Source organism: Granulosicoccus antarcticus IMCC3135 (genome assembly GCF_002215215.1).
Taxonomy (GTDB): Bacteria; Pseudomonadota; Gammaproteobacteria; order Granulosicoccales; family Granulosicoccaceae; genus Granulosicoccus; species Granulosicoccus antarcticus.
Window position 1 is genome coordinate 1,065,226 of record NZ_CP018632.1, and the last position, 23,499, is coordinate 1,088,724.

Here is a 23,499-nt window from a genome sequence, read left to right on the forward strand (position 1 = left end):
ATTGCATGCATTCTTCAACCATCAAAAGCAAAGCGGCCTCTGTCGAGTTCAAGCAGGTCAGCAAGGTGTATGGCGGCAGCGTCAAGGCGGTGGACGATGTCTCTCTCTCAGTGAAGGCCGGTGAGCTGGTCACGCTGTTAGGTCCCTCTGGCTGTGGCAAAACGACAACACTGCGCATGATCGCAGGTCTGGAGATGGCGACGAGCGGCAGCATTCTGATCGGTGATGCCGATGTGACTCGGTTGCCAGCCACCGATCGGGATGTCTCCATGGTGTTCCAGTCCTACGCGCTGTTTCCGCATATGACAGTGTTCGAAAACGTCTCCTATGGTTTGCGAGTGTCGCGCATGAAAAAGGCTGAAGTACGCGATCGGGCCATGGCCGGTCTGGAGCTGGTGGGTCTGGCAGGCTACGGTGAGCGCCTGCCTAGTGAATTGTCAGGTGGCCAGCAGCAGCGGGTAGCGGTTGCCCGGGCCTTGGTGCTGGAGCCACAGGTTCTGTTGTTCGACGAACCCTTGTCCAATCTGGATGCCAAGCTGCGTCGTCAGGTACGCGAAGAGATCAGGGAGCTGCAGACATCTCTGGGGTTGACGGTTGTTTATGTGACTCATGATCAGGAAGAAGCCCTGGCGGTGTCTGATCGCATCATCGTGATGCGCAACGCCAGCATTGCCCAGACAGGGACGCCTCGTCAATTGTACGAAGAACCTGCTGACAGTTTTGTAGCAGACTTTATCGGTGAGGCCAATCTGGTCGATGTGAACATCGAATCGATTGATGCCGCCGACAGTGGTCTGGCGCTTCTGCATCTGGAAGGCGTCGAGTTGCGTTTACCCTCCAGAGGTTTGGCTCCGGGTGCTGCCAGACTTGCAGTAAGGCCAAATCGTATCGAACTGCTGGAAGGGCAGGTAGCGGATGGACTGGTAGCGCAGGTGGTGAAGTCAACCTACGTGGGCAATCACATGGAATATGTCATACGCCTGGCACACGGTGAATGGTTTGCTACCAGCGACGATGTTGATCGAACTCATCCGGTGGGCAGCACCGTGATGATACGCTTTCGTTCTTGCGGTCCAGTGCTGTTGGCAGCCTGACTGCGTTAATCAGAAGGTTCAACGTGTATCAGTACATCGGTCAGTGCGGGCAGCTTGGTCACCAGGTCGGTCTTGACCTGATGTGCAATGTCATGGCCCTTGCGGACGCTGATATCACCGTTGATGACCAGGTGCAGATCGACGTAGTGGGCAACACCGCATTTTCTGACGAAGCATTTTTCCGTATCGATGACGCCGCTGTGATTCACCGCAATCTGGCGTATGTCCTGAATCAGATCGTCGTGAAACTGCTCATCCATGAGTTCGCCCAGAGCCGGACGAAAGATCAGGTAGGCATTGATGACAATGACAGCCGCAGCGACCAGGGCGGCCCAATCATCGGCGTCTTCCCAGCCGTCCCCCATGACCAAGGCGATGGCAATACCGATGAAGGCGGCTAGTGAGGTAATGGCATCGCTGCGATGATGCCAGGCATCGGCCTTGAGAGTGGTGCTGCGTGTGGTATCGCCCTGATGAGAAACATGGCGGAATGCATATTCCTTGACGGCAATCACCAGGCCCAGAACCAGAAGTGTCCATGCCGCCGGTGGTGAGTGAGGTGTGCGAATGTGCTCGATGCTTTGAACCGCGATAAGCGATGCAGCGCCTAGCAGTAGGGCAACCACCACGAAAGTCAGCAAGGCTTCAGCGCGACCATGTCCATACGGGTGATTATCGTCGGCCGGTCGCATGGCAAACTGTAGCCCGAAAAACAGCAGTAGGGAGGAGAAGGCATCAGTCATGGACTCTATGGCATCGGCTATCAGCGCATAGGAATTCCCGAATACTCCCGCGACGCCCTTGATCAGAGCCAGCGTGAAATTGAGGAACAGGCCCGCTGTGATGGTGCGAAGAGCAATTTTGCGCACCATGGCGCTATTGTCGGTATCTTGCACGGGAATGTTCATCGTCGAGTTCAAGGGGGCATGGTAAAGGAAGCGGTACCGCCTGTCTCAAACTGCATGTCATACCCGAATAGCTGCTTTGCCTATACACTAGAGTGCTGTTTGCCGGGCTGATCATGCCGCACGTATTTTGCCTGTTGCATTTTTTGTTCATATGTCTTAATTCTCGGGGCTAGTGTCTTGTCTGTACCTGATCCACTACAAAATCCCGGCGTGGGACTGTTCAACTGGTGGAGTAATGCCGCCCTGCGCGCAGATCTGCGCCGAACCCTGCGGTTGGGCCTGCCTTTGATCGGTGCGCAACTGCTGCAGATTGGTAACGGCCTGATTGATGCCATTGTTGCCGGTCGCATTGGTCGTGGCGAGCTGGCCGCCGGCGGTATCGGTGGAAGTCTGTGGTTTGTCGTATCGCTTGCGTGTATCGGTCTCATGGCTGGCTTGTCTCCGACACTTTCGCGCCTTATTGGTGACCGGCGTCGAGCCTTTGTAGGGGCTGTTTTCCGGCAGGGCCTGTGGCTGGGTCTGGTGACGGGCCTGTTTGCGCTGGTCGTGCTGCTATTGGTTGCCGCGAATGTGCATCGTTTCCCGTTCGAGCCTGAGCTGCCGCCGTTAATTCGTCAATATCTGGTGGGTGCTAGCTGGAGTCTGCCGTTCTTTGCATTAGTCATGGCAGCTCGCAATGTCTGCGAGGCCACTAATCTGACGCGCCCTGTACTGCTGGTGACGTTCATGGGGCTGTTGGTCAACGTGGTTGCCAGCATGGGTCTGGGCCTGGGTTTGTGGGGCTTGCCCGAACTCGGTTTGTTCGGTATTGGTCTGGCTACGACCCTGGTCAACATCAGTATGGCTCTGGCGCTGCTTTTGTTACTGCGTGGCAAACGTTTCGCCCGCTTTGAATTGTTTGCGCGCTTCGACAAACCGGACTGGTCGCAGATTGGCCCCATGCTGTCGCTGTCCATTCCCATCTTTTTGGGCATGTTGTTCGAGGCCGGCCTGTTTGTCGCCACCTCCGTGCAGATGGGCATGATCGGTCTGGTGGAGGCGGGTGCGCATCAGATCGCCATCAGTGCCACAGCCTTCTGTTTCATGTTGCCGTTGGGCATGTCGTTCGCATTGACCGCTCGTATCGGACGGGTGGCGGGTCTGGGGCGAGTGGCTCCCGTGCAATTGCGTATAGCCAGCGGTGCGGTGCTGACGATTGGCATGGCGGTAATGACCGCATCGATTCTCATCTTGTTTCGTTATCAGATTGCGAGCGTCTACTCGGCCGATGTCGAACTGCAGCATTTTGCCGCCAGTCTGCTGATACTGAGCGCTATATTCCAGCTGTCAGACGCCTCGCAGATCATGCTGATCGGGGCGTTGCGCGGGCTGCACGATACGCGTGTGCCCATGCTTATCAATGCCTTTTCCTATTGGGTCATCGCCTTCGGATTTGGTGTTTTTTGCGCGCACGTACTGGAGCTGGGAGCCTATGGCTTGTGGTACGGCCTGATTACTGGTCTGACAGTAGCCTCTCTATTGCTGGGCCTGCGGCTCAGGAATCGTTTGAAACTACTGGCAGCCAGTGGCAGCTGAGCTTTGTCAGCGTAACTAGCTGACTGGTTCAGGGGCGAAAATACTTGATGCACGCTGGTCGCACTTGCTCCCAGCCCTCTTCAAAGGCCTCAACCAGGTCGGCGGGCAACGATCCTTCCGTTGTTGCCTGCATGTTCTGTTCAAAATGTTGCATCGAACTGGCGCCCAGGATAATACCGTGTTGCAGCCCTGCGGATTGCTGGGCAAGGGCTCTGTCTAGCGTTGCCAGCTCGGAGTGATGTCGTAGCCAGCGTATGGCAGCGACGGCAGGTTCAATACCTTCCGCGCGGCTGAGCTCGGTCATGCGGTTGATGACATCAAAGTAGGCCGGCTTCCAATAGCGATTCTGGTATCCGTTAGCACTGGCGAAGCGACCGCTGGTGGGGAGCGAGTCGACGGTTTGGTACTTGCCGGATAACAGTCCTCCTGCCAGTGGGTTGTAGGCATGAAAAGCGATGCCGTAGTTACTCAGGCAAGGAAACAGCTCGCGTTCAACATCGCGGGTCAGTGCGTTGTACATGCCTTGATAAACGGTGGGTTGAATCCATTCCTCTGCGCGGCAGATTTCAACGATTTCGGCCACTTGCCAGGCGGCGTAGTTACTCAGACCGAAGCGGACGAACTTGCCTTGCCAATGCAGGCTGGCCACCGCTCGCAGGCTGTCCCTGATAGGCACATCCAAGTCGGGTGAGTGCAGGTAGTAAAGGTCCAGAGAGCTCATGTTGAGGCGTTCCAGTGAGGTGCTCAACTGCTCGTTTATGGATGTCGGACTCAGGCCACCGGGCGCCGATGGGTTGGCTTTGCTGGCCATCATCGTGCCCGCCAGCTCGCCGCGTTGCTGCAGTTTTCCCAGCAATGTCTCCGTCTGACCCTTGCTTATAGACAAAGGCGGTGTCCAGTTCCTGATGACCGGCTACCCGAAATGACTTCACCATCTGGCTAGCGGTGTCGATATCAACCTGATCACTGAAGGTCATGGTGCCTAGAATGGTTTTCATCCCTTCAATTCCAAGGATACCCCGTCGTTCAGGGCGGGGAGGAATTGGAGTGCTGTATATATAGCCAGTGATTGTTGACCCTTCTGGGTGAATGGGGGCGGAACGGTTATACAATAGAGCTGTGAAATCAACATGCATCAAGGTTCTCAAAGTCAGGGTAAAAGATCGCCACGCGCCGCTTTTGCGCAGCATGGCGACTGAAGTCAATCAGGTATGGAACTACTGCAACGAGCTGTCTGATCGTATGATTCGGGAGCGTGGTCGGTGGATGTCCGGATTTGACTTCTCTACTTACACGGTTGGTGCCTCGAAGCAGTTCGAGCACATTGGCAGCAGTACGATTCAGGAAACGGCCGAACATTACGCCAGCAAACGCTTCTCGGCAAAGCGTCGCAAGCTGAGGTGGCGCAAGAGCTTTGGCGATAAACGCTCGTTGGGATGGGTGCCCTTCAAGGCTCGGGCAGCTCACTGGAAACACGGGCAGGTCTTCTTTGCAGGTTCTCACTTCAAGGTATGGGACAGCTTCGGTCTTGCCAATTACAAATTCAGGGCAGGTTGTTTCACTGAGGATGCTCGCGGTCGATGGTATTTTTGCATCTGTGTCTCGGTTGATCGCACGTGTCCCAAGGGGCAATTCAGCCGCAATCTGGTCAATCGATGCGGCGAGATCTACGTGGGAGATGTCAGTAGTTCGAAGCTGACAAAAACCACGATGGCCAAGTCTGCGCTTGACGCAAGCTGGGCCAGCTTCAAGACAATGCTCGATTACAAGAGCCAGCAGGCCGGTATTGTCTATCGAGAAATCAATGAAGCCTATACCACGCGAGCGTGCTCCGAATGCGGAAGCCTGTGCGGACCGCAGGGAATAAGAGCTCTTTCGGTAAGAGACTGGCAATGTGTTGAATGTGGTGTTCAGCATGATCGTGACGTTAACGCGGCTCGAAATATTCTCCGTCTCGGCGCAGGACATTGCGCTCCTTAGTGGGAATCCTTTTTCTTTAGGGAGAGGAGGATGTCAACAGCTATAAGTCCGGTGAGTAGGCTGCCAGTTTAAACCTGCAGTGGTCCTCATTTCCAGAGGCGGCAGTGGCACGATGGGTCCGGTAAACTAATGATGCCGTCGTTTGACAATATTTTTTTCCTTAAAATCGAGATTGATTGTGATGAGTGATTTGAAGACTGCACTGGTAACCGGATCCACCAGCGGTATTGGCCTGGGCATTGCCGAAGCACTGGCTGCCAAAGGCATGAACCTGGTACTCAACGGCCTGGAGTCTGCCGATGAGATCGAGCCTTTGCGTACGAGGTTGGAAGCTCTGTCGGGCGGCAAGGTCATTTATAGCTCCGCCAATCTCATGGATCCCGCGGCCATCAGAGAGCTGATGCAGACGGCGGCAGATACCTTTGGAGGCGTGGATATACTGGTCAACAACGCAGGCATGCAGTTCGTCTCGCCAGTCGAGGATTTCCCCGATGACAAGTGGGAAGCCATCATGTCCCTGAATCTGTCAGCCGCCTTTTACACCTGCAAGGCCGCAGTACCGTTCATGAAGCAGAAACAATGGGGTCGAATCATCAACATTGCCTCGGCACATGCGCTGGTTGCCTCGCCCTTCAAGTCCGCTTATGTGGCGGCCAAGCACGGCTTGCTGGGTCTGACCAAAACTCTGGCGCTGGAAGTGGCAGAGCAGGGCGTGACAGTCAATGCCATATGCCCGGGCTATGTGTGGACCCCGCTGGTGGAAAAGCAGATTCCTGATACTGCCAAGGCGCGTGGAATGACTGAGGAAGAGGTCATCAAGGATGTGCTGCTGGCAGCGCAACCGAACAAACAGTTCACCACAATCGAGCAGGTAACTGCGCTGGCGTTATTTCTGTGCTCCGACGACGCCCAGTCCATGACTGGCGGCGCTGTGTCGATTGATGGTGGTTGGACAGCTCACTAAATCAAAGGACAGAGATCATCATGACGACAGAACTGACGGTACTGGCCCTGGCAGGATTGCTACAGGGCATTCAATTCATGCTGATGGCGGTGCCGGTCAACCGGGAGATAGGCACATCCAAGACTATGTCGCCACGCGATGAGGCTCGCCTGGGGGGGCCTATCGGCAGTCAGGTCAGTGTGCCAACAGGCCGTCTGATCCGTGCCATGAATAACCACTTCGAGGCGTTGATATTGTTCACGATCGCCGTCGTAGTGATCAGCCAGTCGGGTCAATCCAGTGGATTCACAGGATTGTGTGCCTGGTCGTATCTGCTGGCCCGCCTGCTTTATATCCCTGCCTATGTCTTTGGCTGGGTGCCGTGGCGCTCCATCATCTGGGCGGTGAGTTTCCTGGCCTCCATGGCCATGATGCTGGCCGCACTGTTCTGACGATCGAGTTGTCCGGATCAGGGCTTTGTGAGCATTGATTTCAAATCGGCGAAGGGGTTGTGGGTGGCAACCTCGCCCTTGTCCTCTTTGCCGGTGGTTACTTGCTCGACATAGCGTTGATGTTCGTTGTCATGGCAGTAGACGCATAACAGCTCCCAGTTGGTGCCATCCTGCGGATTGTTGTCGTGATCGTGATCACGATGATGCACGGTCAGCTCTCTCAGGTTCGAATTGTCGAACTCTCGCATGCAGCGACCACACACCCAAGGGTAGAGCTTCAATGCACGTTGACGATAGCCGTTTTCGCGGGTGGAGTAGTCAGCCCGGGCATTGGCAACGATTTTGTCGAGTTTGTCGGAGTTTGGCTTTTTCATTATCGGGAAAGTTCGATGGGTTGTCCGTGAGGTGTGCGGCAGGCGGCTTCGTCCCAATCGTTGTGTAATCGGGCCAGTTCACTACGTTCGCCAATTCTTTTTTGCACGATCATGTGCTCAAGAGCTGATAGCCAGTGACTATAGTAGGTATCGCCCAGATCAGGGTCACCCTGTTGCTGGGCAGTGCGAATGCTTTCACTCAGTGTTGTCGCCCATTCCTGCCAGGTGAAAACCCCTTGTTCATGTAATGACAGTGTCATGGCGAATACCTCTGCCTCCCAGGGTTCGCTGAACACCGGACCTTCGGTGTCTCTGGGAATGGAGGGTAGTGCTTGTAACGCGGTGTCTGAATTCTTGTCGTTGGGGGTATTGTGGTTCATGATTGTGTACACAGGTAGGGTTCCCAGCAATCGACATGCACATCGCCACGCCGGGTCTCCTGCTCTCCCCATAGTTCGGTGGCGCTGAAGCGGATGTTGTACAGCCATTGAGGTTGTTCACCCTGTCCTAGCGCATGTGCATCGGGATAGATATGCGCACCATGGATCTTGTGAACGATGCCGGTGTGATTGCGAATGTAGGCCGGTAGGCGTGTGTGGGTGCTGCTGTGCAGGTTACGCACCCGGACCTGCTCGCCGAGAGCAAAGGCGGGGAGGCTGTCTACGGCTCGGTTGACCGGAGCCCCCTTGCGTAGCACCGTGCTGACATCCTTGGCAAGTAATACGCGTTTTACAGGGGCAGCTTTTGTCATCGACTTGCCTGAGGCCTGTTCTGCAGCTGTGATCAGCTGGTGATTCAACAGCAACCTCTCCAGCGACTGAAGCCAGACACGATAGTAGCCAATACTCAGATACTGCGCGGGCGGCAAACTTTCGCGTACCGAGCGTGATTCATCCAGGTTCCAGGTACCGGTTGCTCCCATCGCCAGTGTCATGGTGAGTACGTCCCGTTCCCAGTCATGATCGAACAGATGATCATCATGCAGGGTCTGGGTTTCAGATTCGGCTGCCAGAGGACCAAAGCCCTGAAGCCCGCCCATGTCATGGACGCCGTTCATGCGCTCTGGCCGGCAACGGGCAGAGCAAGCCCAGTACCTATCATCGAGTTGCGCGTAACCAGCGCGGCCAGCTGCTCCTCGCTCAGGTGTTCACTCTGGCTGGGTCGCTCTGGTATGACCAGGTACCGAACTTCGGCAGTAGAGTCCCAGACCGTGATGCGTCGGGATTCAGGCAGGATAACGCCAAATTCCTTGAGAACGCCTGCCGGATCAATAACCACTCGGGAGCGATAGGGTGCAGATTTGTACCAGGCTGGAGGCAGGCCAAGTACTGGCCAGGGATAGCAGGAGCACAGAGTGCAGACCACCATATTGTGAACATCGGCCGTATTTTCCACCGCCACCATGTGTTCCCCCTGTCGTCCACTGAAGTCCAGTGAGGCGATAGCGTCGGTGGCATCGTTCAATAGCCATTCGCGAAATTGGGGGTCAACCCATGAACGAGCTACCACGCGTGCACCATTGCGTGGACCTACCTGGTTCTCGTAGGTGTCTATCAGGGCGTTGAGGGTATCGGTTTTGATATAACCCTTGTCAATCAGCAGACTCTGCAGTGAGCGTACCCGTAAAGCGGTATCGTCCAGATGAGAGTGATCGTGCGGGTGGTCGTGTCCAGCAGCGCCATGAGGGTCGTCAGGGGTATTTCCAGTTTTATCTGTCGCAGTCATTGGCGTGTTGTTGGTTTGAACCGGGTTTCATCATCATACGGTCAGACTTGAGCACGTCAACCGCTCCGTTATTTCGAATTATCGAGTGCCGGTAGTAACGGCAGCTTGCGGGAGTTTGCTAAAGTGTGGAATGGACCGTTTTCTCACCCCCAGTAGCACGCAGCAGTTTGAATTGATTATCAAACGCTCGCGGTTCATCACCAGTGTCGGGCATGTTGCAGGACAGGTGGCGGCGCGTCAGTTCATCGAGCAGTGTCGCACTGAAATGCCCGATGCCAGCCATCACTGCTGGGCGATGGTGGCTGGGCCCCCGGATGATATCTATCTGCAGGATCAGAATGATGACGGCGAACCGAAGGGGACGGCGGGAAAACCAATTCTGAATGTCGTGCAGCACTCGGGACTGGGCAATATCGTTGTCGTGGTGACGCGTTATTTCGGGGGGATCAAACTGGGGGCAGGTGGATTGGTGCGTGCCTATAGTCAATCGGCGAGCCAGGCACTGCTCGCGCTGACAACTCGCGAGACGTTTGTCCGGCAGTGTGTGCAGGTAGAGCTGGCCTATGGGCTTCTGGATTCACTGGAGCACTGGTTGGCAGGTACCGACATTCTGATCGAAGAGCGTAAATTCGACACCAGCGTGCATCTGGCGTTAATGGTGCCGCTTGGGGACATGACAGTATTGCAAGAAAAGCTGGCCGTTCTGGGAGGCGGGGAGATTATCGCTGAGTAGTGAACTGGTTAACAGCCTAGTTATCAGACTGCATACTGGTCGATAGTCGCAGTTTTCGTGTAGTTCACGACTCTGGAATATGGGCCTACAGATGTTGGTCGCAGCAAGAATGCGGTGGTAAGCTTCTAGGCCCAAGGTGCGTAAGCCCAAGAGTCATTGCTCTCTTAAACTATGTTGACTGAAGATCGCCCCGAGCCGTGCACACAGCACGTGTCACCCCGAGCCTCGATCATCTCAGAAAGCCGCAAGCCTGCTGGTGTGCGAAAGGCTGCGCGTTCACAAGAGTCCAGCGACCTGCCTGATAACGTGTCTTACTTGCAAACTCCTCGACGATTGATGTTCGTTATCGAAGCCCTGACGGTCGGCGGTGCCGAGCACATGGTTGTCGATCTGGCCAATGAATTCGTCAAGCGCGGTGACGTGGTCCATGTTGTCTGCCTGAGTTCTCTGGGAGAGCTCTCTTCACGATTGTCACCTGATGTCTTCGTGCATCTGCTGAACAAGAAGCGGGGCATCGACTACAAGATTCCCGGACGCCTGCGAGCCTTGGCGAAAAAACATCGTGTTCAGGTAGTCAATTCACATTTGTGGACGGCCAATCTATGGACCCGCATTGCACTGGTGCGAAGTGGCATTCCTGTCGTGGTAACCGAACACAATCGGGATGTCTGGAAAAAGCTGCATAACCGGATCGCTGATCGTGCGTTGAGCCGAGTCACGGCCCAGTTGATAGCTGTATCACAGGATACCGCCAACTTCTATGCTGAAGATGTCGGCGTCGATGGCAAACTCATTTCAGTTGTCAATAATGGCGTGGATACCTCTTTGTACGCCAGTGGCAACGGCGCGGCGCTGCGTAGTGAACTGGCGGCACCCGGAGAATTTCTGATTGGAACGGTGGGACGCCTGGCGACAGCCAAGAATCATCCACGTCTGGTGGAAGCCGCTGCAATCATGCGTGATGCGGGTGTGTCGGTACGCGTCGTCATCGTGGGTGAGGGTCCGCAGCGTGATACTACCGAAGCGTGCATAGCAGATTTGAACATCGGTGATCGTGTTACGTTGCTGGGTGAGCGTAGTGATGTTCCGGATTTGCTGGCAGCGTTTGATGTGTTTGTGCTGTCCAGCGATCGAGAAGGGCACCCGTTATCCGCACTCGAAGCACAGGCAGCGGGTACGCCTGTCGTTTTGACTGATGCAGGTGGTAGTGCCGATGCCGTCTCGCGCAATGAGCATGGAGTGGGTGGTTTGCTGGTGGAGAAAAGTGCCGAAGCGCTGGCTGAGTGCCTGAGTGCTCTGGCCGTTGATCCACAGCGACTCCAGGAGATGTCTGCCTTTGCACAAAGCCACGCATCACATCATTTTGACAAGACGTTGATGATTGATCGTTATAGCGAGATCTTCGACAAGGTGAAGCGCAACAGCATTATCGCCAACAAGTAAGTTACAGCTGCAGCGGGCGTTTGACCTGCTATTTGAGTCGATCTTCGAGCCATGTTGTAATTCTGTCCTTGATTGAGGACGGGCGCCGGGTTGTCTGATTCCATTGATCCTGCTGATACTGCACGCAACTGAGTGAGTACAGTTGATTCTCTTCAATCTGCCCTTGTACCTGAATATCCGCGGGTGGGTTTTCCTGATGCCAGACTCCGTGAATTTCAGGTGGGCAATGCAGGCTGAACCAGTTGTTTCGATCCGGTTTCGCTAAATTCAGAAGGGTGTCGAGCGTTTGGGGTTCGATGGCGATTGTGATAGTGACGACATCTTCCGCATCCTCGATAGTCTGCACCTGGGATGTAGAACACACACCGGCAGTCTTGAAGTAGGCATCCAGCAACTGCTGGGACAGGGTCGGCTGTGCGCCGTGCGTCAGGCCGCTTAGCAGGTATGTACCGACAAGGAGCATGCCGGGCCGATGGGTCATGAAGTGTGACATTGCTGCTGCCGTCAGTCCCGCGTTACGCTGAGCTCCAGGGTTTTCAAGAGTCCTACCCTTGAACCTCTTAGTGCAAACGTCGAATACGATCGAACTTGGCGGTGCCGGATAATCGATAGAATCGCGCCAGCTCCTGGTGCAGACTGCGTTGATCGCCAGGTCCCGAAAATTCCTGTACCAGCCAATGACAGTAAGTGGCCGCGAAGTCACCTGCCGTCTTGTAGCGCTCATATAGTGTCGATCCGACGGGCGCAGTGTAGCGTACATTTCTGAATAATTGTCTGTGTAGCTGGTCTCTGCTGAGGGGGTCGGAACAGGACTCGAGTAGCAGCATGTACTTGTCTACCTCTGCCTGAAGCTCCATGTCCAGTGCCCGAAGTTGCCGGTCATGATGGGCATGCCAGAGTAGGCAGACGGCATGGCTAACGCCTTCTACAACAGTGCACAGGCTATCAATTGAGCCTTGATCGTAGGCGTATAGTGCACCCTTGTCATCGGTCTGCGTATGCTCGTTGGCAAGGCTCAATACATCCTGATCCAGATAGAGTGTAAATTCCAGAGAATCATCACTCTGACTGATGAAGATGGTCTCTTCTGTCATGTCGGCAGTATGATGGTCTCCAGTATCCGGGTTAGCCCCGTCAGTAGCCCCTGTCTCACTGGCCAGGTGCTGCGCCAGTTCGGCATCGTGTGATACGAAATGTTCTACCTGATAGGGTATGGCCAGATCATACTGAAGTTGCAATCTGGACTGCAGAGTCTCGACAAGCATGCAATAGCTCCATGATAGGGCAATGATAAAAACGTCAGGAGTGCGTTATATCGAATCGCAGTTATTACCAATCAATGCAAGCATGGTGTTTTGTTATTCTGGTTTTCGTCTATGAAGACACCCTGTCGTCTGAGTTCCCGGGCTAGTGTCGGGTGTTGTGTGTTTTCCCATTCATCCACCAGCTCCAGAAGATCTTTCTCGTGGCTGACTTGGCTCGGTATTGCTGATAGTACTTCGACATAGTCACTGAAATCAGTGGCCAGGGTCTCAAATATTCCCTGCAAAGCTCTGTCTCTACTGGATTGTGATGCCTCGTCCGCCAAGGTGGCATAGGCGGACTCGCCCATGGAGATGTAGTAGGAGACACCAATTGGTTTTCTATTCAATGCGCCGGAGAACAGACCGGCTACCACGATGGCAACATCACCGAGTCGCTGTAGCAGCAGGCGGCGTTCGTGTCTGCTTGCAGACTCCAGAGCCATTCTGTAGTACTCGGCCAAAGGGGTCAGAGTTGCGCCAGTGCCATTGTTGTCAAGAAACTGGTTGGTCTTCGAGTAATTGCATAGCAATTGAGTCAGGTACCAGACCGTTTCGTCGTTGCCGTCCAGCCTGAGTTTTCCTGTGGCTTGAACGATTCGTTCTCGAAAGAAATCCTGCAAACAGGTTGTTGGCTGAATAAGACAAGTTCTGGACATTGATACCATGTATCTACCCTCGATTTGTTCATTGCTGCATTCAGACTAGCGGCCTTCATGCCAGAGGCTTGATTGATATGCACTATGAAACCACTCTGCAGTAATTTATAACACTGAGTTGTGGTGGCCGGTTGTTAGCACTTGTGGGGTGTGAGTGCCAGAATCATCATGATCTTGGTGTACTTTGGCTTATAGCCTTAGCGTAACCCTGTGAAGCCATGCCCAGATAACCAGAATACGTACTGTCTGCCGCTAGAAAGGAACTGTGCAGGAAGATTAAGGTATAGCAAGCATGAAGTTGATGGGGATTGGTGGCAGGATCAACATTGTCTTGATTCTCGCAATTATTTGCGTGATGTCACCCGTGGTCATCACAGTGAACAATGCCAAGATGGAAAATGTCGAAAAGGCCAAGAACCTGTCGACTCAACTGGAGTTGCTCCTGCAGGAAGTCAGCGCTGTAGAGGAGAGCTATCAGGAGATATCCCAGCAGGAGAGAACTTCTGCCGCTGGTGGTTCACAGACGGCCAGCAGTCGCTTGCAGCAGGATTCACCCGAGCCGATAGGTCGAGTCTTTGATTTGCTGAGTGATTTTGAGCAAAGCTTCGTCCTGTTGCAGCGCGAGCAGATTGAAACGTTGCGTAAAGGGAACTATTGGGTACTGATGACCGCGCTGGTGGCTTGTGGCATCGCTGCTTTCTTCTTCTGGTTTTTTCTCAGGCAACAATTGGTCATCCCTTTACGCAGGCTTGAGACAGTTGCCAGGGATTTGCAGGAAGATAAGCCCGGAATGGTGGTGCCTTATGTCAAGAGGGGCGATGAACTCGGTCGTCTGGCGATGGCACTGGAGAATTTTCGGCGTCACCGTATTACCTCAATGGCGATGCAGCGTTCGGTTGAAAGCTCCCTGGAGGAGCGTGAACGCAAGAAGCAAGAAGCTATTCAGCATGACCTTGACAGGGAACGCATATTGGCCAAGTCACGTGAGCAGGGACACGTACTGGAGCTTGCCAGCATTGCGGCTGCCAGCGAAGAAATCCTGCGACATAGAATTGAACGCCTTTCCGAAGCTGTCAGTGCGGCCGCAGGTGGCAATCTGGGATATCTGTCAGCGAATCCTGAGCAGGGCATGCGACCGGATGATCACCTGGGCCGGATGACCAGCGATCTTGAGCAGCTATTTGGACAATTCAATCGTGATTTCACTTCAATCAAAGACGATGCCAGTCAGCTGAGTGAATCGGCGGTTTATCTGCAGAAGCTGGGCGAGTCGATCAATGATAGTGCTCAGCAAAATCATGAGCAGACTCAGAAAGTGCTGGCCGGTGCTCAGGGTGTGCGTGATGTATTGCTGCAAGTGTCCAATGATGTTTCGCAGATGGAAAGTGGTATGCAGGGCATATCCTGTAATGCAACCCAGGCATCAAGCGTTGCAACGCAGGCGGTGGAGCTTGCACAGAATACCGATACCACCATGCGCAAGCTGGCCGACTCCTCTGTTGATATCAACAACGTCATCAAGTTGATAACCTCCATCGCAGAGCAGACCAATTTGCTGGCTCTGAATGCAACGATTGAAGCGGCGCGGGCAGGAGATGCCGGTAAGGGCTTCGCGGTTGTAGCCAACGAAGTCAAGGAGCTTGCCAAGGAGACAAACAAGGCCACCGATGAAATTCAGCGTCGAATTGTTGCCATACGTACTGAGACCGGGCATGCCGTTGATGCTATCGGTAACATCAATCTGATCGTCTCGCAGATTGATGGATTGCAGGAAAATATCTCAGAGTCTGTAAGAGGTCAGACGAGTGTTGTACAGAGCGTTATTTCACTGATTGGCAGTGCTACCAAAGACAATACTTTTGTCAGGGGCATTCTGGTAGAGGTGCTCGAACGGCAGCGTACAACTCAGATATCGGCTGCAGAGGTGCGTAATTCCTCAGAAGCGTTACGCAACAGTGCTGAGGAGAGCCTGGTTATTACTCGTCGCTACGGGGATTGAGGGAGCGTAGAACAAAAAAGCTTCAATGAGATACTGAAGCTTGCCTGTGAACTGACGTTATTGTTTCACGAACTCGTTAGATGCAACGTCCGCCGTCAACCTCCATGCAGACACCGGTCACCATGCCGGCTTCATCGGAACACAGATAGCAGGCGGCATGGCCCATGTCTTCGGGAGTGGAGAATCGACCCAGAGGTATGGTTGATAGAAACTTTGCACGCATTTCAGGGGTGTCCTCGCCCATGAAGGTTTTCAGCAAAGGAGTTTCGCCCGCTACCGGGTTGATGGCATTGACTCGTATGCCTGATGCGGCAAGCTCGACGGCCATGCTGCGTGTCGCTGTAATCATCCAGCCTTTAGAGGCGTTGTACCAGCTCAGGTTGGGACGAGGACTGACGCCGGCAGTGGAGGCCACGTTCAGCACCACACCATAACCTTGCTTTTTCATGATTGGAATGATGTATTTGGCACTCAGAAAGACTGATTTTGCATTGACTGCCAGCACCCTGTCGAACATCTCCTCGCTGATGTCTTCCATGGGCTGAGGCGTGTGCGTCACACCTGCATTGTTGACCAGTATGTCTATATGACCAAAGGCATCCAGCGTCATCTTGCTCAGATTTTGCACATCGGCGGCGATACTCACATCGACAGCGCAGGCCAGAGCCTTCGGACCCAGTTCATTGGCGATGGATTGGGCGGCGTCAAAATTGATATCGGCGACCATGACCGATGCACCTTCTGTGATAAATTTTCTGGCAATGCCGGCACCGAAGCCGGATGCAGCACCGGTAACAATGGCTGTCTTGTTTTGCAGTCTCATGATTTTTTGTCGTTTAGTCGTGGCGGGCCGCTACGGTTTTAAGTGTAGAGAAACCATACAGCGCTTCAAAGCCTTTTTCGCGTCCATGTCCTGACTGGCCGGTTCCACCAAAGGGCAATTCGACACCACCCCCTGCACCATAGTTGTTGATGAAGACCTGGCCGGCTCGCAGTTGTCTGGCCATGCGCATCTGACGACCACCATCGCGGCTCCAGATAGAGGCGACCAGTCCAAAGTCGGTCCCGTTGGCAATGGCGATGGCCTCATCATCATCGTCAAAGGGTATGACGACCTGGACCGGACCGAATATCTCCTGCTGCGCCAGAATATGATCCGGGTTTACTTGTGTGAAGAGTGTCGGCGGTACATAGAACCCACCTGATGGGGCATCGTCAACGATACAACCCTGCGCCGCAGTACACAGCTCGCTACCTTGTTCAAGAAAGCCATTGACAATGTCTCTCTGTCTGGCGGAGATCAATGGGCCGAGGTCCAGATCAGACAGGGCCGGGCCAACCTGAAGACTGCGATAGCGTTCGGCCATACGTTCGACAACCTCATCATGACTCTGTCGCTGCACCAGAATACGAGACGAGGCCGAGCAGGTCTGTCCGGCATTCTGAATGCCGGCATTGACCAGAAAGGGCAGGGCCGCGTCCAGGTCGGCATCGTTGAAAACCAGTTGGGGGGATTTTCCGCCCAGCTCCAGTGTGACGGGGGCGACGTGGCTGGCGGCGGCGGTTTGAATAAGCTTGCCAACACCAGCTGATCCTGTGAACGAGATGTGGTGTACGCCAGGGTGGGCGCTAAGAGCCGCGCCAGCTTCGGCCCCCAGACCGGGAACCACGTTCAGTGCGCCAGCTGGTAGTCCCGCCTCACGTGCAATATCGGCAAAGGCCAAGGCTGTCAGGCAGGCCTCTTCGGCAGGCTTGAGCACCGCGGCATTGCCCATGGCCAATGCCGCGCCAACGGAACGACCAATGATCTGCATGGGGTAGTTCCAGGGAATGATATGGCCTGTGACTCCGTGCGGTTCGCGCAAGGTATAGACGGTATAGCCATCCAGGTAGGGAAGGGTTGCCCCATGTACCTTGTCGGCGGCACCGCCGTAGAATTCCATATAACGTGCCAGAGCGACGACATCAGCTCTGGCCTGGCTCAATGGTTTGCCAACATCGAGAGATTCCAGTCGTGCCAGAATGTCCACCATCTCCAGCACTCGTTGACCGATTCGGGAGAGGATACGGCCACGCTCGACGGCGCTCATGCGGCCCCACTCTCCCTGCAGGGCAGTTTGTGCCTGCGTGACGGCAAGGTCGATGTCGGCAGACGTGCCACGGGCGATCTGGCAAATCTGTTTGCCATCAGAGGGGTTGTTCAACGCCAGCTGTCCACCCTCCACAGGTCGTACCCACTCGTTGGCGATGAAGCAAAGCGCCGGGTCGAACCACAGGTCATCAATAGCCATAGGAAATCCTGTCAGGAGTATCTGTTGTTATTAATTTTTGTTGACCACAGAGATATGCGGGTAGGGAATCTCCAGGGATTCTCTCGTACAGGCTTCTATGCAGGCATTTTGTATGAGGCGTTCGATTTTTCTGTATGACTTTGCGGCGCGACTGTCGCAAGTCACAAAAATCCAGTAATCAATCGAGGAGGCGTTCGCCTCTTTGAGTTCGACGCGAGTATCTTTCACGAATTCGTTCAGATCGGTCTGGCTCAGGGATTCGCGTACCGCATCGCGCAGTATCTTTGGGACATGGGTGTGACTGATGTCTTGATGCCGGTAGTCGATTCCGAAGAGGCCGGTTACGCCGAAGGTTGCACCGCGCGACAAGTTGATCATGCTCATGGTGTAGTAGTCGGCCGTTGGTATGCTGACAGTCTGGCCGCCGCGGTATTTCAGTTCGACAGTGTCCGGGTTCTGACCGGTCACTTCAAGCAGTTCGGTGCCATCAAGCAAGATCGTATCGCCACGCGAGCTGGGGAACCAGGGGTTCTTGCCGGAGGGGCGAGATGTCATGCCATGAAACTCGGCCAGCGGAATACGCAGCACGCCATGCAATTCCGGATTGCGTAGAACGGTATACATGTTTATCGATTCGACCCGCCAGGGCAATCCGCGGAATCTGATACGTTCAGATTCTCTCATGGGACCGACATTCAACAGCAGCCGGGCCTCTGAGATGTACTGAGGCAGGAGTTGTCGTATACCCAGTGCCAGGCCAACGATGAGTAGAATCAGCAGACCCAGAAGTAGTACATCGCCACGTTCGTAGAAAACCACAAAAACAGCAATAAGGATCAACAGAAAGGTCAGGGCGTGAACGCTGTATGCGGCCAGCCGGTAACGGGTTCGACTCTCGTGCTCGGTATTGTCGGACAGCGCTGCGCGATACCCGCGTAGCAGAAAACGGATTCCGAAATAGACGGCCGAAGCCACGCTGATGGCAATCAACAGTGTCAGGCCGCGTCCAGTGGCGAACTGTTTGATGGATTCGAAAATTGACTGTGATAGTGTCTTGTCACCCTGAAGCTCAACGATCTGATAGCGCGCAATTTCCATATTGCTTTGCGAGTCGCTCAATCTGTCTTCCCACAGTTTCTTCAGTCCATTGAGAGAATTGGCCAGTTGTTGCTGAGGATTTTGTTGCAGCAACGGTGACAGATTAACCAGTGCGGCGGTGGCAACATCTGCTTCTCTCTGATGCAGGTCAATCTGATCATTGAGTTCCTTGAGCCTGCGCGGTTTTTCAGTCAGCTCTTTCAGGCTTTCCAGGACAGGCTGTGCAATCAGCGCTATATCCTTGCGCCAGTCACCATCATCTGTCGATGTTTCATCAACAAACAGTCCGGTGTCGATGCCGCCGATTGCAAGATTTTCCAACGTGACTCTCAACTGCTGGATGTCCTTGGTCATCTCATCAGCCTGAAGGCTCAGGTCCTTCTTGTCCTGCTCATTTGCGGTTGTGATTTTCTCGCCAAGGGCGCGGCGTTCCTGCAGTTTTTGTGTCAACACGTTCTGGGTGTAGGCCAGACGCTCGAGTTTGGAGGGCGAGCTCGAATTCGATGAGCTTGCAAGCGTCGGGTCAACCGCCTCCGGTGTGACGGATTGCTGTGCCCAGGCTGGCATTAGCAGCATGTAGAGCACGAGTGCGATCAGTGATGAAGATCTGGGCAAGCACTGAGTCATGGGGCAACTCTTGATGTAACGTTCATCGGTATGGCAAAGCGGCTTTTGTGCCGCATTGCCATGCCGGGCCCAGACTGCCGAGTATTACTGGCCTCTGACGTAGATGGGAAAAGCGGTGTTGATGCCGCCCTGGTTCGAGGTGTAACCCTGGATGGTAAAGCCCAGGCCGGAAGGGCCTTCGAAGGGTTGTGCCTTGGGATTGTCACTGTTGGCATAAGCATTGACGATGGCTTGTAAAACCTCGTTGCGTGAAAGAGAGTCGGGAAAAAAGCTGGAAAATTTCCCCTTCCATTGTGCACCGTCCTGAATTTCGATGGAGGCAGTATAGACACCTGCCCGGTTGGGCTTGTCACGGATGGATTTCACACGCGCTGAGGCAGGGTCCTGACCACCAGGCCTGGAATGAAATCCTACAGGTTTACCACTGCGATTGATTTCTCCGGCAAATATATGCCATTGATTGACGTTGGGATCGGTCTGGCTCCACTTGGGATAATCCGGCTCGCTGTGAGCGCTGCTCTGCTTTTGATGACTAGCGGATTGGCCAGAGTTTGAATTCTGCTGAGTCTGGTTCGTGCTGCTACTGATCGAGCCGCCACGAGACAATGAATTCAGATCAATGCCAAACTGATCCAGATTGACACCCAGTGCGAGCAGAATTACTGCAACAATGGGAATGTATCTTTTATATTTGTTCACAATAACTCGTCCAGATCCGATGTCGATAAACTAATCTATTAAGATTAACAAGTTGATGACTTGCTGGCTTGCTTTCATGGAATCTGGTCCAATTGATCACATTCACAGGCGATCACAGAGAAAATATGCATAGGTGCCTGAAAACGTTGTTAATTGCGTTGTTCACACTGACACAGTTTGTGCCAGCTGTGCCGAGCGCGCATGCCCATGATGCCGCGCTGCCGCACCAGCACGACGGCGTTTCCACTATGCAATTGACGCAATTCGTGCCAGAACGTACTGGAACCGGACTGCTCTATGCGCAGGGCGATGATGTGCGAGTCGACGTGGATCCGCCGTTGATTGAGCACGATGTTGTTGATGAGTCCGAGGCAGATATCCGCCAGACGTTTGTCGCAACAGTGGTAGATGATCAGGAACTCGACAGTGTGAATCTCTACTACCGCTTTGTGGGAGAGAGCAGCTATTCACGCTTTATCATGACGCAGGTCTCTTATTCATCAACCTATATAGCGCAGATACCCACTGATCCGAATAGTTATACGGCCATGGAATATTACATCCAGGCGCGTGACGCTAGCGGTAATCGAACCGTACGTGGTTACACGTTCAGCCCTTTGGTGCGCAATATTGTGCCACCTGTTGCGAGTTCGGAAAGTGTGGAAGCCATCGTTGATTCAAGCAGTACGGAGCAGGAGACGACAGGTCGACAGATTCCTAAATCTATCTATGTTGTTGGGGGGCTACTGGTACTGGGCTTGATTGCCAGCGCTGCAAGCTCATCCGGTGGTGGTTCTGGTGGCGGCGACGAGCAATGTGATGCAGGTAGTTGCCGACTGACTGTAACGTTGAACCCTCCCTTTTAAACGAGTGAAACCGGATTCGAATACAGTGCAGATGAACAAGGAAGGCAGCGCGCCAGGGTTGAAAATTGCCATCAGTAACACAACTGCTGTGATGCCGTCGCTGTTCGCGGCGGCGGGCGCAGGTAGAAGAGTTATGCGACTGGCGGCCTGTCTGGCAGTCCCCGTAGTGTTGCTGGGTGCCTGTAATACGGGATCCTCTGATGGGGAAGGTGGACTGAATCTCAATGAGTCCAGTGGTCTGACGCTCAGCAAGCCGGGTTTCCTGATCAGCAGGGCAATAGACGAGTCTCTGGTCGAAGCACGAGTCAGTGTCGATGTTGATGGCATCAATTACCCGGCTACGCAGTTGTCAGCGTCAACCAATGGTTCCGCGTGGAAAGGCGAGTTATTTGTCCCTGAGGGCAGTGATGCCAACCTCATGGTGAATTGGGTTGAGACCGGTGTCGAGGGTCTGCCAGCCGAGCTCAATAGTGAGTTGCTGCTAGCCAGCTACGAAAGGCTGATTCCTGCAGTAAGTGAGAACCAGTCGATCACGCTGGATGCCGATGCCTATGTCGTTGCGTCAACTGAAGAGAACCCACGCCCTGATCTGGACATCGACGCTGATGGATTTGGTAATCTACAGGAGCGACTGGAAGGTACGGACCCCAATGATCTGGCTGAAGGTCCGCCCGAAGTGGTGATCTTCTATACCGACCAAACGCCTGTCATTGATGGCAGCTTTGATCCGCTATGGAATAACGCACAATACTTCGACACGAACTCCAGTGATCTGCTGATCAATAATGTGCTGATAGACAATGACGTCATACAGCCGGGCGAGCCCGACAGGAGTTATCGTTGGGCTGGTATGCACGATGGGCAATTTCTGTATTTAATGGTTTTTTCGGAACTTGACGGCGCACAGACACCGTTCGGTGATTCCTTCGAGCTTTTTAATGATGATGCGATCGATATCTTCCTCGATGGGAATAACAGCAAAGGTGCCAGCTACGATGGCATTGACGACTATCACGCAATCATCAGCCTGCTGTCTACGCTCGGAGAGGATAGCGCCAACAGCTCGGATTCGCCAAACACCCGGTTCGATCTGGGTGGTCAGTCCGCACCTATCGATGTGTCAGCTTTCGAATTTGCCACCTGTATCTGCCAGTCGACGGGTGAGCAACAGATTTATGAAGTCAGTATCGATTTGCAGCGGGCGGGCATTACGGTGGGGGAGTCTTTCGGTCTGGATATACAACTGAATAATGATGTCGACGGTGGTATGCGAGATGCCAAATGGGCTTGGCACAACGACACGGGTGAGGATAATACCTGGCGTTTCCCGATCCGCATGGGGACCGCGCGTCTTGAGCCTGAGCCACTGTAATCGTTCGTAACACCACACCACTGCCTGTCGGACTGCTGGCGGCCTATGGCAGTCTGGCTTTCCCGTTGGCGGCAGCGTTCATTGCGTTGCAGGTTATCGTACCGACCTACTATGCGCAGTCAACGGGGCTGAGTCTCAGCATCATCGGTGCACTAGTGCTATTGGCACGATTGGCCGATACAGTGACCGATCCACTTGTCGGCTACTGGTCAGATCAGGCCTCGAGTCGCTTTGGCCGGCGCAAGATATTTATCGTGCTTGCGGCACCGCTGATTGCCGTGTCAGTGTGGTTTCTGTTCAATCCACCCGCTCAGGTGGGTGGTGGCTACCTGCTGTTCTGGACCATTATCATCTATCTTGGCGGAACCTTGTCCGTGGTGCCAGCCAGTGCCTGGGCGGCAGAGCTTTCAGATGATTACAACCAGCGTAGTGTAGTGACAGGGGTGAGGGTGGCCTTCGGTCTGGCCGGCACCCTGGCAGCCTTGCTGGTGCCAGCTATATTTGGTTCGGATGATGGTCAGGACTTGGCCTCGGTGTTATCGCTCATTACCTGGCTGGTGTTGATCACCTTGTGTATTTCCACGCTTTGGGCTGCATGGAGGGTGCCTGATGTTGCCACGACCCATTTGCCCGAGCACTCGATAAGTGCCGCCTGGCAATTGATGAAAACAGCTAATCCCTTTCGGCAACTATTGGTCAGTTTTCTATTCAATGCCGTGGCCAATGCCATGCCTGCCACCCTGTTTCTGTTGTACGTGACTCATGTACTACAAGTGCCGGCACAGGCGGGAGTCTTTCTGTTTCTGTATTTTGTTGCAGCCGCTGCGGCTGTGCCATTCTGGTTGGCAATGTCCAGGCGCTTCGGTAAGCATCGCACCTGGTCGATCGCCATGATGCTGGCCTGTCTGTTCTTCGTCTGGACACCATTTCTGGGTGAGCAAAGCGTCTTCTGGTTTTATGTGATTGTTGCCGCGACCGGTTTTACCACGGGCGCTGATCTGTCCTTGCCCAGTGCCATCAATGCAGATGTCATTGAATGGGATGCGCTGGAGTCGGGCTATCGTCGTCCCGGTTTGTTCTTTGCCTTGTGGGGTACAGCTTCGAAGCTGTCTTACGCCCTGGCGATCGGTCTTGTATTTCCCTTGCTGGATCTGGCAGGTTTCAGCGCTACGCAGCCCAATGATGATGTGTCACTGTTATGGCTGGCGGTCTTGTATGGCGGCCCCTGCATTCTTTTCAAGCTGATAGCGGTCTGGGTCATGCGCGGTTACCCGATTAGCGCATCCGTACATGCCGACATTCTGGCAAAGCTGGCAGCCTCAGGCAGTCAGGCACATGGTGCGCCTGCTGCCCGATAGCT

The 23,499-nt window shown here is 54.1% G+C and carries 24 protein-coding genes; 11 read left to right on the forward strand and 13 right to left on the reverse strand.

Features of this window, described 5'->3' with window-relative positions; all coding sequences use genetic code 11:
* Positions 1–5 precede the first annotated feature (5 nt).
* Positions 6–1,094 carry an ABC transporter ATP-binding protein gene (locus IMCC3135_RS04500; protein ID WP_088916510.1) on the forward strand — a complete coding sequence of 363 codons (1,089 nt, stop codon included), beginning with the start codon at positions 6–8 and terminating at the stop codon, positions 1,092–1,094.
* A gap of 5 nt (positions 1,095–1,099) precedes the next feature.
* Here IMCC3135_RS04500 and IMCC3135_RS04505 read toward each other — a convergent pair whose 3' ends face one another.
* Positions 1,100–2,002: a cation diffusion facilitator family transporter gene (locus IMCC3135_RS04505; RefSeq protein ID WP_205737905.1), complete on the reverse strand. Its 903-nt coding sequence runs from the start codon at positions 2,000–2,002 to the stop codon at positions 1,100–1,102.
* Positions 2,003–2,179: 177 nt separating this feature from the next.
* Between IMCC3135_RS04505 and IMCC3135_RS04510 the strand changes: the two genes are divergently transcribed.
* Positions 2,180–3,577, forward strand: a complete 1,398-nt coding sequence (locus tag IMCC3135_RS04510) for an MATE family efflux transporter (protein ID WP_157735759.1) — start codon at positions 2,180–2,182, stop codon at positions 3,575–3,577.
* 28 nt (positions 3,578–3,605) lie between these two features.
* Here IMCC3135_RS04510 and IMCC3135_RS04515 read toward each other — a convergent pair whose 3' ends face one another.
* Entirely contained in the window at positions 3,606–4,463 is an 858-nt protein-coding gene (locus IMCC3135_RS04515) for an aldo/keto reductase family protein (protein WP_157735760.1), read from the reverse strand.
* 233 nt (positions 4,464–4,696) lie between these two features.
* Between IMCC3135_RS04515 and IMCC3135_RS04520 the strand changes: the two genes are divergently transcribed.
* The 3 genes from IMCC3135_RS04520 to IMCC3135_RS04530 all read left to right on the forward strand — a co-directional run bounded on the left by IMCC3135_RS04520 (position 4,697) and on the right by IMCC3135_RS04530 (position 6,952).
* Positions 4,697–5,557 carry an RNA-guided endonuclease InsQ/TnpB family protein gene (locus tag IMCC3135_RS04520; protein WP_236994744.1) on the forward strand — a complete coding sequence of 287 codons (861 nt, stop codon included), beginning with the start codon at positions 4,697–4,699 and terminating at the stop codon, positions 5,555–5,557.
* 181 nt (positions 5,558–5,738) lie between these two features.
* Positions 5,739–6,521, forward strand: coding sequence for a 3-hydroxybutyrate dehydrogenase (locus IMCC3135_RS04525; RefSeq protein WP_088916514.1), 783 nt, complete (start codon positions 5,739–5,741; stop codon positions 6,519–6,521).
* 20 nt (positions 6,522–6,541) lie between these two features.
* The gene (locus tag IMCC3135_RS04530; protein WP_088916515.1) at positions 6,542–6,952 is read left to right on the forward strand and encodes an MAPEG family protein; all 411 of its coding nucleotides are present in this window, start codon (positions 6,542–6,544) and stop codon (positions 6,950–6,952) included.
* 17 nt (positions 6,953–6,969) lie between these two features.
* On the opposite strand, the gene IMCC3135_RS04535 is transcribed toward IMCC3135_RS04530, so the two are convergent.
* The 4 genes from IMCC3135_RS04535 to nthA are packed head-to-tail and all read right to left on the reverse strand — an operon-like array spanning position 6,970 to position 9,051.
* Entirely contained in the window at positions 6,970–7,326 is a 357-nt protein-coding gene (locus IMCC3135_RS04535) for a YajD family HNH nuclease (RefSeq protein ID WP_088916516.1), read from the reverse strand.
* Positions 7,326–7,706 (reverse strand): nitrile hydratase accessory protein, encoded by a 381-nt coding sequence (locus IMCC3135_RS04540; RefSeq protein ID WP_088916517.1) that lies wholly within the window; start codon positions 7,704–7,706, stop codon positions 7,326–7,328. The genes IMCC3135_RS04535 and IMCC3135_RS04540 overlap by 1 nt, the downstream gene beginning before the upstream one ends.
* On the reverse strand, positions 7,703–8,383 hold the full coding sequence (nthB, locus tag IMCC3135_RS04545) for a nitrile hydratase subunit beta (RefSeq protein WP_088916518.1): 681 nt from the start codon (positions 8,381–8,383) through the stop codon (positions 7,703–7,705). Before nthB ends, IMCC3135_RS04540 begins: the two co-directional genes overlap by 4 nt.
* Positions 8,380–9,051 carry a nitrile hydratase subunit alpha gene (gene nthA, locus IMCC3135_RS04550; RefSeq protein WP_088916519.1) on the reverse strand — a complete coding sequence of 224 codons (672 nt, stop codon included), beginning with the start codon at positions 9,049–9,051 and terminating at the stop codon, positions 8,380–8,382. The genes nthB and nthA overlap by 4 nt, the downstream gene beginning before the upstream one ends.
* A gap of 130 nt (positions 9,052–9,181) precedes the next feature.
* Here nthA and IMCC3135_RS04555 point away from each other — a divergent pair, with 130 nt between their 5' ends.
* Both IMCC3135_RS04555 and IMCC3135_RS04560 read left to right on the forward strand, forming a co-directional pair.
* Positions 9,182–9,784, forward strand: coding sequence for a YigZ family protein (locus IMCC3135_RS04555; protein ID WP_088916520.1), 603 nt, complete (start codon positions 9,182–9,184; stop codon positions 9,782–9,784).
* Positions 9,785–9,955: 171 nt separating this feature from the next.
* Positions 9,956–11,227, forward strand: a complete 1,272-nt coding sequence (locus IMCC3135_RS04560) for a glycosyltransferase (protein WP_088916521.1) — start codon at positions 9,956–9,958, stop codon at positions 11,225–11,227.
* Between the two features lie 28 nt (positions 11,228–11,255).
* Here IMCC3135_RS04560 and IMCC3135_RS04565 read toward each other — a convergent pair whose 3' ends face one another.
* From IMCC3135_RS04565 to IMCC3135_RS04575, 3 genes are all read right to left on the reverse strand, one after another.
* A complete protein-coding gene (locus IMCC3135_RS04565; protein WP_205737906.1) occupies positions 11,256–11,720 on the reverse strand; it encodes a hypothetical protein in 465 nt (154 codons plus the stop codon).
* A gap of 67 nt (positions 11,721–11,787) precedes the next feature.
* Entirely contained in the window at positions 11,788–12,492 is a 705-nt protein-coding gene (locus IMCC3135_RS04570; protein WP_088916523.1) for a hypothetical protein, read from the reverse strand.
* Between the two features lie 71 nt (positions 12,493–12,563).
* Positions 12,564–13,187 carry a hypothetical protein gene (locus IMCC3135_RS04575; RefSeq protein WP_157735762.1) on the reverse strand — a complete coding sequence of 208 codons (624 nt, stop codon included), beginning with the start codon at positions 13,185–13,187 and terminating at the stop codon, positions 12,564–12,566.
* 292 nt (positions 13,188–13,479) lie between these two features.
* On the opposite strand from IMCC3135_RS04575, the gene IMCC3135_RS04580 reads away from it, so the two are divergent.
* Positions 13,480–15,186 carry a methyl-accepting chemotaxis protein gene (locus tag IMCC3135_RS04580; protein WP_088916525.1) on the forward strand — a complete coding sequence of 569 codons (1,707 nt, stop codon included), beginning with the start codon at positions 13,480–13,482 and terminating at the stop codon, positions 15,184–15,186.
* A 76-nt stretch (positions 15,187–15,262) separates the two neighbouring features.
* On the opposite strand, the gene IMCC3135_RS04585 is transcribed toward IMCC3135_RS04580, so the two are convergent.
* The 4 genes from IMCC3135_RS04585 to IMCC3135_RS04600 all read right to left on the reverse strand — a co-directional run bounded on the left by IMCC3135_RS04585 (position 15,263) and on the right by IMCC3135_RS04600 (position 19,901).
* The gene (locus tag IMCC3135_RS04585; RefSeq protein WP_088916526.1) at positions 15,263–16,009 is read right to left on the reverse strand and encodes an SDR family oxidoreductase; all 747 of its coding nucleotides are present in this window, start codon (positions 16,007–16,009) and stop codon (positions 15,263–15,265) included.
* Between the two features lie 13 nt (positions 16,010–16,022).
* A complete protein-coding gene (locus tag IMCC3135_RS04590) occupies positions 16,023–17,477 on the reverse strand; it encodes an aldehyde dehydrogenase family protein (RefSeq protein WP_088916527.1) in 1,455 nt (484 codons plus the stop codon).
* A gap of 30 nt (positions 17,478–17,507) precedes the next feature.
* Positions 17,508–19,202, reverse strand: coding sequence for a mechanosensitive ion channel family protein (locus tag IMCC3135_RS04595; RefSeq protein ID WP_088916528.1), 1,695 nt, complete (start codon positions 19,200–19,202; stop codon positions 17,508–17,510).
* An 84-nt stretch (positions 19,203–19,286) separates the two neighbouring features.
* Entirely contained in the window at positions 19,287–19,901 is a 615-nt protein-coding gene (locus tag IMCC3135_RS04600; protein WP_157735763.1) for an EndoU domain-containing protein, read from the reverse strand.
* A gap of 248 nt (positions 19,902–20,149) precedes the next feature.
* Here IMCC3135_RS04600 and IMCC3135_RS04605 point away from each other — a divergent pair, with 248 nt between their 5' ends.
* The 3 genes from IMCC3135_RS04605 to IMCC3135_RS04615 are packed head-to-tail and all read left to right on the forward strand — an operon-like array spanning position 20,150 to position 23,497.
* The gene (locus IMCC3135_RS04605) at positions 20,150–20,767 is read left to right on the forward strand and encodes a hypothetical protein (RefSeq protein ID WP_157735764.1); all 618 of its coding nucleotides are present in this window, start codon (positions 20,150–20,152) and stop codon (positions 20,765–20,767) included.
* Positions 20,768–20,798: 31 nt separating this feature from the next.
* Entirely contained in the window at positions 20,799–22,139 is a 1,341-nt protein-coding gene (locus IMCC3135_RS04610) for a CBM9 family sugar-binding protein (RefSeq protein ID WP_236994806.1), read from the forward strand.
* A 53-nt stretch (positions 22,140–22,192) separates the two neighbouring features.
* Positions 22,193–23,497, forward strand: coding sequence for an MFS transporter (locus tag IMCC3135_RS04615; protein WP_257790418.1), 1,305 nt, complete (start codon positions 22,193–22,195; stop codon positions 23,495–23,497).
* Positions 23,498–23,499 lie beyond the last annotated feature (2 nt).

Coding starts and splice junctions, on each gene's coding strand:
- IMCC3135_RS04500 (WP_088916510.1), top strand. CDS start 6: ATGCATTCTTCAACCATCAAAAGCAAAGCGGCCTCTGTCGAGTTCAAG.
- IMCC3135_RS04505 (WP_205737905.1), bottom strand. CDS start 2,002: ATGAACATTCCCGTGCAAGATACCGACAATAGCGCCATGGTGCGCAAA.
- IMCC3135_RS04525 (WP_088916514.1), top strand. CDS start 5,739: ATGAGTGATTTGAAGACTGCACTGGTAACCGGATCCACCAGCGGTATT.
- IMCC3135_RS04530 (WP_088916515.1), top strand. CDS start 6,542: ATGACGACAGAACTGACGGTACTGGCCCTGGCAGGATTGCTACAGGGC.
- IMCC3135_RS04535 (WP_088916516.1), bottom strand. CDS start 7,326: ATGAAAAAGCCAAACTCCGACAAACTCGACAAAATCGTTGCCAATGCC.
- IMCC3135_RS04540 (WP_088916517.1), bottom strand. CDS start 7,706: ATGAACCACAATACCCCCAACGACAAGAATTCAGACACCGCGTTACAA.
- nthB (WP_088916518.1), bottom strand. CDS start 8,383: ATGAACGGCGTCCATGACATGGGCGGGCTTCAGGGCTTTGGTCCTCTG.
- nthA (WP_088916519.1), bottom strand. CDS start 9,051: ATGACTGCGACAGATAAAACTGGAAATACCCCTGACGACCCTCATGGC.
- IMCC3135_RS04555 (WP_088916520.1), top strand. CDS start 9,182: ATGGACCGTTTTCTCACCCCCAGTAGCACGCAGCAGTTTGAATTGATT.
- IMCC3135_RS04560 (WP_088916521.1), top strand. CDS start 9,956: ATGTTGACTGAAGATCGCCCCGAGCCGTGCACACAGCACGTGTCACCC.
- IMCC3135_RS04565 (WP_205737906.1), bottom strand. CDS start 11,720: ATGTCACACTTCATGACCCATCGGCCCGGCATGCTCCTTGTCGGTACA.
- IMCC3135_RS04570 (WP_088916523.1), bottom strand. CDS start 12,492: ATGCTTGTCGAGACTCTGCAGTCCAGATTGCAACTTCAGTATGATCTG.
- IMCC3135_RS04575 (WP_157735762.1), bottom strand. CDS start 13,187: ATGTCCAGAACTTGTCTTATTCAGCCAACAACCTGTTTGCAGGATTTC.
- IMCC3135_RS04580 (WP_088916525.1), top strand. CDS start 13,480: ATGAAGTTGATGGGGATTGGTGGCAGGATCAACATTGTCTTGATTCTC.
- IMCC3135_RS04585 (WP_088916526.1), bottom strand. CDS start 16,009: ATGAGACTGCAAAACAAGACAGCCATTGTTACCGGTGCTGCATCCGGC.
- IMCC3135_RS04590 (WP_088916527.1), bottom strand. CDS start 17,477: ATGGCTATTGATGACCTGTGGTTCGACCCGGCGCTTTGCTTCATCGCC.
- IMCC3135_RS04595 (WP_088916528.1), bottom strand. CDS start 19,202: ATGACTCAGTGCTTGCCCAGATCTTCATCACTGATCGCACTCGTGCTC.
- IMCC3135_RS04605 (WP_157735764.1), top strand. CDS start 20,150: ATGCAATTGACGCAATTCGTGCCAGAACGTACTGGAACCGGACTGCTC.
- IMCC3135_RS04610 (WP_236994806.1), top strand. CDS start 20,799: ATGAACAAGGAAGGCAGCGCGCCAGGGTTGAAAATTGCCATCAGTAAC.